Raw genomic sequence first — 8,545 nt, 5'->3', positions numbered from 1 at the left:
CTTGTAGAGGCGGCAAACGCTGAATCAGTCCACAATCCGGACAGACCTCCACCCCGTGAGGCGGGTCCAGGGCGGCATCGGGAACCCCAATCAGAGTGGTATCCAGTGACATATTTTATGGATCTCTTTTTGGGAAAGCTCGGTAATTTGGCTTTCGTAAATAAGTCATCCAATCATTTTAGCAGAAAAATGGCAAATGGGTTCTTATGGCTCCCGTGACAATGTGCGGCACAGTTTGTTCAGTCTTGGGGTTGTAAACGCATAGCCAGAGTGATTTGCTGCAGAACCGCTTCGCCCTGACGCTGCAGGGGGTAAATATCCACAACGGAACCGCTTTCAAGGGTTGGTACCAGAGCTTCGAGGATTGCATGATAATCACGATGGGCTTTTTCCAGATCGCTGAGGTCCATGGCGTTGAGTTGCTTCAGTCTCTGTTGAATCGGGCAGTGGCAACTTGACCATGGAGAAAGCTGCAAAAACCAGTCTGGATTACTGGTTAACAGGTTGGTAATGGTTTTCTGGTAGTCAATGACTTCAGCATATAACTGGAGAAGATCGAATTTTATCTCGTGATTTGCGTTCATTGCCTGAGTGCTGCTGCTCAACCATGCGGGCAGCTCACTGGCCCACATGGGACGGGCTACGGCATAACCTTGCAGCATGGTTGCCTGCATTAATCGCAATACGTTCAATATGCTCTGATTTTCTACTCCTTCGACGATAATTTCCACATTTTGCGATATACCTATATCCAGTATGGCTCGCAGGAAGTGCAAATCATTGGGGTTTTCTCCCAGATTACGCACAAAGGCCTGATCAATTTTGATTTCATCGACAGGTAATTCCTTGAGGTAAAGCAAAGAGGCATAACCCGCTCCTACATCATCCAGACCAATGCGGTAACCCTGTTTTTGCAAGCTGCGGATCGACTCCGCACTGGATTCCAGCGATCGGAGTTCTTCGCTTTCCAGAATTTCCAGAATCAGGCTTTGGGGAGGGATTGCGCAGCCATTGAGAAGATTCTGCAAACGTTCCAAGGTGGTGGAACTGAACAGGGATCCCGGCAGAATATTCAATGAGATCCAAAGATCAATGCCGGCCTCTTTCCAGTCTTTCCAGTCTCCGGCAATTTGATTGAGTACCAGCTCGGTCAGTCGCCATTGGTCTTCTGGTTCAAGATAGGGCAGAAAATCCCCTGGAGAGATGGCTTCCGCTTTGTTGTTGAGACGGGCCAGCGCTTCGACACCCACAATGCGTTCCTGACGCAAATCGAGTACGGGCTGATACTGAAGAACCATCTGTCCTTCGTGCAGTAGCGTTTGAATGCGTATATGTTCATTGTGTTGCGCTTCGGCAAATATGGACCAGAACTGGTTACGTCGGGTTTTATGCTGTTTGGCCTGATAGAGCGCATGATCTGCCTGGCGAAGCAGGAGGTCGGCATCACTTTGGTCATTTTCAGCGTGCGGATAAAAAGTGATTCCAGCGCTGATGCCGACATGAATGCCCGGCAATCCACCCAGAAAGTAAGGCGCAGCCAGTGTTTTTTCAATTTTTGTCAGGATAGGCGGGATCTGTTCGCGATTTTGCAGATTGTCCCAAACCAGAACAAATTCATCTCCTCCGAGTCGGGCCAGATAGTCACTTTGGCGCAGTGCTTGACGCAGTCGATCTGCCACCTCTTGCAGCAATAAGTCGCCCGTTGCATGGCCATATTGATCATTGACCGGTTTGAAGTCGTCCAGATCCAGCATGGCTACCGCCAGCAGACGGTTATTGCGACGTGCCCTGGCCATGGCGGGATGCAGAAATTCGGTGAACCCCCGGCGATTGGCCAGCCCGGTCAGCGCATCATGACGAGCTAGATGACTTTGTCGCTGGCGTTCTTCCAATAATTCACTTTTCAGATGAATTTCATCCAGAGCATGGCCCACCAGCAGGACAATTTGCTGTAATACTTCCGTTATTTCCTGATTGAACAGATCGGTACGGGGTCCAATGACATTGAGCATGGCCCAGCATTCCTGGCGATGATAGACGGGAAAAGTTGCGGCGGCTCGCCACTGATTCTGACTGGCTTCAGCGTACCAGTCAGTTTCGGGGCCAAGAGCACCCAGATAATCCTGAACAATGAGCTTTTCACGGTTGCGCCAAGCCCGCGATGTCAAGGATTGGCCGTCGGGAATTTCGTCAGGATGGATGGTCCAACGCCGCTGCAATATCCACTCGACATGATGACCAGCCAGAGCAAGTGCCTGGAAAACCCCATTTTCGTCAGGACGAATAATAAATGCTGAATTGAACAGTTCACTATGAATGAGTTCTTCACATATTTGCTGCAGCATCTGCGGCGCTTCTCGTGCCTGCAGGGCAATATCACCACTGATGAGCATGGTTTTTTGTAAAATTCGCGCATCATCCAGTTGCTGCGCGACCTTTCTTTGTCGCAAAAAGGCGCTGAGGTCGTCACTGAGACGTTCAAGCAACTCAATAATGGCGCTGGGAAAGACGCTATCATCAAAACGATACAAGGCAATGACGCCACGCCGACCATCCGGCCAGACAAAAGGCGTATAAATGCTGCCGCCCATGCGGTGTGTTTTGATGAGATCCTGCCAGGGCTCAAATAGTGGATCACGGGCACCAAACAGGAGTGTGCGATTTTCGGTGATGGCCCGACCGGAAGGCGACTGGGTATGTTCTGCTGTCGCCCAGCAGAATATTTGTAATTTAGTGAGTGGGGTGGCCAATTCACCGGCTTTGGCAGGTATGTTTATCAGACCGGTGTGTTCATCAACCTCGCCGATCCAGGCTGCCGCCAAATGCATTCTGGTAACCAGAATCTCACAAAAGCGGTCGAGAATAAGCGATAATTCGAGTGGGTCGATGGCGGCAAACAGTCGGTTGACTTCAGTGACTGATTGCAAAAAAGCATCCCTTATCTGCAGCTCACGATTGCGTATTTGTAAATCCTGTGAACGGGCGAATACGCGTTGTTCCAGCTCACGATTGGCGGTTTCCAGTGCGGTGGCGGCATGATTACGCTCATACATCATGGCAGCAGCTATCAAGCCGATGGATTCCAGCAGAATACCGACCATTTGCGCCATGGTTTCGGGATACAAATTATGGCTGTGCTCGTATGGTCCATAACCCATGCTGGTTCCTACCAGAGCGAGCAGAAACCCGGCGGCGGCCAAAGGATAGACAAGTCGTGCAGGATAATTGGCCAGCATCCAGAGAAAAGGCAATATGAGCAAAAACACAGCCCCTACGGCCAGATTTCCGGATGGATAGGTCTGAAAAAAAAGCAGGACAATAGCGCCTAGAGTACCCGTTCCCAACAAGAGAAAACGCTTGTCCAGAAACGTTTTTTGCGCAGGCTTCCCATGGAAGAAAAGAAGAAATAAAGTACTTATATTGATGATGGCCGCTGCTTTGGCCATCGTCCAAAACAAAATCAGGTGAGGAATATTTCCGGTGGCTTTCGTGAATAACCAGCCACCAGCCCCTGTCAGGCTGGCAGTAAATAGGGCGGGGATTCCTGCAAAAAGCAACAAATAGGCGATGCTGTGGCGGACTGTTTGTAATCCTGCCCAACCTGGACAGAATCGCCGTAAAAGCAGGCTGCCCAGCCAGGCACCCATGATCTCGCAGCAGGTAAACCAGATATTGATTCCCCAGCGGAGGTCGATAAAAAAGTGCCCGCCCAGGAAAGCTGCTAATAGTAGTCCCGGTATGACTCGTGGTCCCCAAACCAGGAGCCCGTAGGCGGTAATTCCTGCCGCTGGCCAGATGGGCCAGAAGCGGCCCGCGAGGGAATGGCTGAAAATCAGCGCCGCAAAAATAGTCAGCAGCAAGTGCCCGGCAAAAAGCCCGACATTCAGTAAAAAAATCTGCCGCAGGGACAAAAGCCGGGGGAGCGTGGGTAACTGAATTTCAGTAAATGATTTCAAGGCTTGGCCGTGATGTATGCTGCCATCTCGTTGAGGATGCCTGCCGTTAAATGATCATAAATTTCCATGCTGTATTCGCTGGATAAATGATTGCCGACTATATCTGCAATGACCTGCTGTAATTGCGCACGTTGGTCACGTAGGGAAGGTATGCTGTCTATGAGCGGATAAAGAGGGCAGGACAAATTATCACAGGTCAACTGAACATTAATGCTTTGCGGCATACTTTGCAGTACAGCCCGTAAGCCCTTGGCGAGTATCAGAAAACGGGCAAAGCTGACCAATAAACTGAGGCTGGAAGGCTGCATTGAAATTTGCTGTCCCAGGAAGCGTTGACTGATTTCGCCAGCAGAGACGGGTCGACTGATGGCATAACCCTGTACCTGACGAATTCCCAGAGCGGTTACGGCAGCAAGCACTTCGGCGTTTTCAATGCCTTCAACAATGAGTTCGACTCCCAGTCCATTGGCCATTTCCAACATGCTCGCCAAAAAATGCAGATCTCTTGGGCGTTTTTCGAGGTGACGGCTGAAAGCCTGGTCCAGTTTGACGGCGTCAAACGGGTAATCCTTGAGGCGCAGCAGGCTGGCGTAAGCAGTGCCCAGATCGTCGAGAGCGATGCGTACTCCCAACTCTTTGAGACGGCCCAGTTGTGCTTTGGCTGAGGCGTAATCCAGAAATTCGTCACCTTCCAGTACTTCTATAACCAACTGTCCGGCAGGCATCTGAAAGCGCAGCAGGGTATTTTCAATAGACTGAATGACCTCTTCAAGCAGCAGATCCTGAGGCTCGAAATTTACCGCGATGGAAACGCTTTGGCCGGCATCCTGCCACATCCGCCATTGCCGGGCGGCTTGTTCCAAAACCGTACAACTGAGTTTGCGGCGATCTTCTGCAGCCAACCAGGGCAAAAACTCGCCGGTTTCCAGCAGGTTGCCGTTTTCCTCCAGGCGAGCGAGGGCTTCCAGTTCATGGGTGCGACCACTCGGAGTATGGATAATGGGCTGATAGAGCGTAACCACATGCTCGGCCAGCAGTGCCCGAAAATGTTGTTGACGGGCTATGAGCTGCGGCGTATTCGGGTCATAAATGGACGAGGGATCATAGAGCGTATAGAACTGCGCAGTTTTACGTCGTTTGGCCTGATGCAGGGCCAGATCAGCATGATGAATAATATCCCGAGGCTTGTCGTCGTCCAGGGGATAGACGGTTACGCCAATGCTGGCTTGAATCCGCAGTTCTGACTGATTGACCGTAAAGGCACGATCCAGGGTCATCCGCATGCGTTCCATAACCACTTCGAGATCAGCCCAGCGTTCCAGGTTTTCAATCAACAAGACAAATTCGTCACCACCCATCCGGAAGAGCGTGTCATGACTTCGCAATTCTTTTTGAATACGTTGGCTGAATTCAACCAGAATCTGATCGCCTGCCAGTCGCCCCAGATTTTCGTTGATTTCCTTGAAATTGTCGAGGTCAAGCATCGCTACTGCCAGCAGTCGCTGATGCTGATCAGCCATACGTAACGCCTGCTCCAGGCGATCATCCAGCTCCAGGCGATTATACAGACCCGTCAGAGGATCACGGCGTGCATGTTGTTGCAGGCTCATGATCATGTCGCCCATATAGGCAAAGGCAGAAAAAAACTCGGTGCCGACTTGTTCAAAGTAACCCGACTCACTGCTGCCGACAACACCCAGCGCTTTTTGTCCCTCAATACCGAAGGGGACCAGGATGATTTCAGAGATCTGCTTGCGCAGAGGCAGCAGCCATTCCGGGCAATCAGGATTGTCCAGGGAATAAGTCATTGCTGTATTACTGCTCAGAACCTGATAGCAGGGATCCTGAGGGTTCTCGGAAATGTCAGGATGATACTGGATACCCAATTCATGGTAGGGCCTTAGTGGCCTGCCAGACACCTGGAAGGCGTACCATGCCCATTTCAGGGTGCTGTTGTTGTCGAGAATGCTCTGACAAAGCGCATTCAGAAATCCGTATGCACCGGCGTCGGCGGGAACCGCACTTAAGGCTTGGAGCATGGCAGAAAAAAGGGCGCTGCGGTCACGCTCAATGGCCGCAGCATTTTTTGTCGGGTTGGGCACTAGGGTGTCCGTTAGAAGTTAATAAGTTATGATGTTATATAGGACAACAAAGGAAGATGACAAGATGCTCTGATATATTTATATTTTAATAAATTCTAATATATAAGAATATTAATGAAAGAAAATCTTATCCCAACTTTGCTGAGCAGCTAGCCCGAGTTTTTGCGGCAGGCTTTTGGACCGCTGATAACTCAGTTGTAGTAACTTACCTTTTTTGGCAGCCTCAACAACAATCTCGTCACTGGTAGCCAGCTGATCAACCAGCCCCAGTTGCAGGGCCTTGTTACCCAGCCAGGCCTCGCCGGTGGCTACTTTCTCCAGATCAAGCTGGGGGCGAAACTGCTCCACGAAGTCGCGGAACTGGGCATGGGTCTCTTCCAGTTCTTCACGCAGTTTGGCACGACCACTATCGGTATTTTCGCCGAAAAGCGTGACGGTCCGCTTGTACTTACCAGCGGTAAACTGCTCAAAATCGATATTGCGTTCTTGTAACCAGCGATGAAAATTGGGAATTTGTGCGACAACACCAATAGAACCGAGCAGCGCAAACGGGCTGGCCACAATCCGGTCAGCGGTCACGGCCATCATGTATCCACCGCTGGCAGCAACAGCATCTACCAATACTGTGCTATGAATTTTGGCGGCACGCAGGCGCAAAAGCTGGGCGGCTGCCAAACCATACGTATTGACCATGCCGCCGCCGCTTTCGAGGCGAATGAGCACCGAATCATCAGGCTGGGCAACCTGAATGATCGCGGTAATTTCCTCGCGCAAAGCACTCACCGCCGAAGCCCGAATGTCACCCTTGAAGTCCAGCAGATAAGTACATTTTTCGTCTTTTCGGGCTTTATGCACTTTCTTGAGGTTTTTTTGATGCGCTTTGCGGAGTTTTTTGTCGAAGCGCAGCGCTTCGATACGGTCGGCAGCTTGTTCAATTTGCTGACGTAAATCCGTAACCTGGACCTGACCTGCTGTTGCGGGTTTGCGTTTGCTGAGGGCTATGGCAGCAATGCCTCCCGCAACAATCAGGATGGCGACCACTATGGTGGCTGTTTCGGCGAGAAAAGTGAGGTAGTGATTAAAGAAGTTTTCCATGAAGCGACTATATACCAGATGTATCCCGGTCCAAAGTGCTTCACGCAGGTTTGCTGTGGCTTCTGGTTGAAGCTCAGGGCTTGGGGGCGTTATTATCTGCAATCTTCCTGAAAATGGATTCCGTAAATGATTCATGTGAAGTTTTTTGCCAGTGTGCGTGAACGTGTCGGGTCGGCCAAAATGCAGCTGGCCTGTCCGCCTGGTGGTTTTACAGTAGAAGAGGTGCTGACCATGGTCGAGGGGCAGGCCGGGACGGAATTGCATGACGCCCATTTGCTGGCTGCTCTTAATCAGCAGCATGTTCCATTGACGGCGTTGGTTAAAGATGAAGATGAGGTGGCTTTTTTTCCTCCGGTAACCGGAGGTTGATGGATGATAGTTAAAGTTCAGAAAGAAGATTTTGATGCGTCAGCCGCATGTGCCGAAATGGCTACGGTAAGCGGAGCCGGGGCTTTGGTGACTTTTGTGGGTACGGTGCGGGATTACAGCGACGCCAGCGACATTTTATCCATGGAAATCGAGCATTATCCGGGTATGACGGAAAAGGAGCTGGAACGCGTCAGTATGCAGGCCGCAAAAGCTTACGATATTATCGACAGCCTTATTATTCATCGTTACGGTTTGTTGCAGCCTCAGGATAATATTGTTCTGGTGGCGGTCTGGTCCCGGCATCGGGCTGCGGCTTTCGATGCTTGTCGTTTTTTAATAGATGTTCTCAAGAGCTCTGCGCCTTTCTGGAAAAAGGAAATCACACCGCAAGGATCCCGCTGGGTAACAGATTGTCCGGGTTGTCGGGCCGGGAGTCGGGAGGGGCACCGTCATTCAGTACCTTCAGCCCACCCGGATCAACGGCTTCACTCCAGTTAAAATCTGCCCAACGGCAGAAAAGTTAAGGAAATAGGTTATGCCAAGTTTTGATGTGGTTTCTGAAGTGGATATGCAGGAGGTAGATAACGCCCTGCATACTACGCAAAAAGAAATTTCTACCCGCTATGATTTCAAGGGCAGTAAGGCTTCTATTGACCGAAAAGATAAAGAAATCATTTTGCTGGCCGAAGATGAATACAAACTGGGACAGATGATTGATTTATTTTCAGCCCGACTGGTAAAGCGCGGGGTTGATCTGAAGGCCCTCGATGTCGGGAAAACGGCTGCTGCTGCGGGAGGCATGGAACGTCAGGTGCTTACCTTGAAAGTTGGGCTGGAAACGGAAGTGTCCAAGCGCATGATCAAACATCTCAAGGATGGTAAGTTCAAGGCTCAGGGCAGCATTCAGGGCGACCAGTTGCGGGTGTCGGGTAAAAGCCGCGACGAACTGCAGGCTGCCATTGCTACCCTGCGTTCTGAAGATTTTGGCTTACCCCTGCAATTCAATAATTTCCGCGATTAATC

The 8,545-nt window shown here is 50.7% G+C and carries 6 protein-coding genes; 3 read left to right on the top strand and 3 right to left on the bottom strand.

The genetic code is table 11. The annotated features are described in order from the left end of the window. Positions 1-239 precede the first annotated feature (239 nt). From HAP95_RS12695 to sohB, 3 genes are all read right to left on the bottom strand, one after another. On the bottom strand, positions 240-3,956 hold the full coding sequence (locus HAP95_RS12695; protein WP_215884548.1) for a bifunctional diguanylate cyclase/phosphodiesterase: 3,717 nt from the start codon (positions 3,954-3,956) through the stop codon (positions 240-242). Next, positions 3,953-6,058, bottom strand: coding sequence for a putative bifunctional diguanylate cyclase/phosphodiesterase (locus HAP95_RS12690; protein WP_215884547.1), 2,106 nt, complete (start codon positions 6,056-6,058; stop codon positions 3,953-3,955). The genes HAP95_RS12695 and HAP95_RS12690 overlap by 4 nt, the downstream gene beginning before the upstream one ends. 111 nt (positions 6,059-6,169) lie before the next feature. Continuing rightward, positions 6,170-7,288: a protease SohB gene (gene sohB, locus HAP95_RS12685; protein WP_226832763.1), complete on the bottom strand. Its 1,119-nt coding sequence runs from the start codon at positions 7,286-7,288 to the stop codon at positions 6,170-6,172. Here sohB and moaD point away from each other — a divergent pair. From moaD to HAP95_RS12670, 3 genes are read left to right on the top strand one after another with little or no spacing between them, the layout of a single operon-like run. Further along, positions 7,280-7,522 (top strand): molybdopterin converting factor subunit 1, encoded by a 243-nt coding sequence (gene moaD / locus HAP95_RS12680; RefSeq protein WP_215884546.1) that lies wholly within the window; start codon positions 7,280-7,282, stop codon positions 7,520-7,522. The two genes, sohB and moaD, sit on opposite strands and share 9 nt — an antisense overlap. Positions 7,523-7,525: 3 nt before the next feature. Further along, a complete protein-coding gene (locus HAP95_RS12675; RefSeq protein WP_215884545.1) occupies positions 7,526-8,020 on the top strand; it encodes a molybdenum cofactor biosynthesis protein MoaE in 495 nt (164 codons plus the stop codon). A 37-nt stretch (positions 8,021-8,057) separates the two neighbouring features. After that, a complete protein-coding gene (locus HAP95_RS12670) occupies positions 8,058-8,543 on the top strand; it encodes a YajQ family cyclic di-GMP-binding protein (protein WP_215884544.1) in 486 nt (161 codons plus the stop codon). Positions 8,544-8,545 lie beyond the last annotated feature (2 nt).

Origin of the sequence: Acidithiobacillus sulfurivorans (genome assembly GCF_018853815.1) — a bacterium.
GTDB lineage: Bacteria > Pseudomonadota > Gammaproteobacteria > Acidithiobacillales > Acidithiobacillaceae > Acidithiobacillus > Acidithiobacillus sulfurivorans.
The sequence above is the reverse complement of the archived record's forward strand: the minus strand, read 5'-3'. Positions and strand labels throughout refer to the sequence as shown.

Coding starts and splice junctions, on each gene's coding strand:
- sohB (WP_226832763.1), bottom strand. CDS start 7,288: ATGAATCATTTACGGAATCCATTTTCAGGAAGATTGCAGATAATAACG.
- HAP95_RS12675 (WP_215884545.1), top strand. CDS start 7,526: ATGATAGTTAAAGTTCAGAAAGAAGATTTTGATGCGTCAGCCGCATGT.
- HAP95_RS12670 (WP_215884544.1), top strand. CDS start 8,058: ATGCCAAGTTTTGATGTGGTTTCTGAAGTGGATATGCAGGAGGTAGAT.
- moaD (WP_215884546.1), top strand. CDS start 7,280: ATGATTCATGTGAAGTTTTTTGCCAGTGTGCGTGAACGTGTCGGGTCG.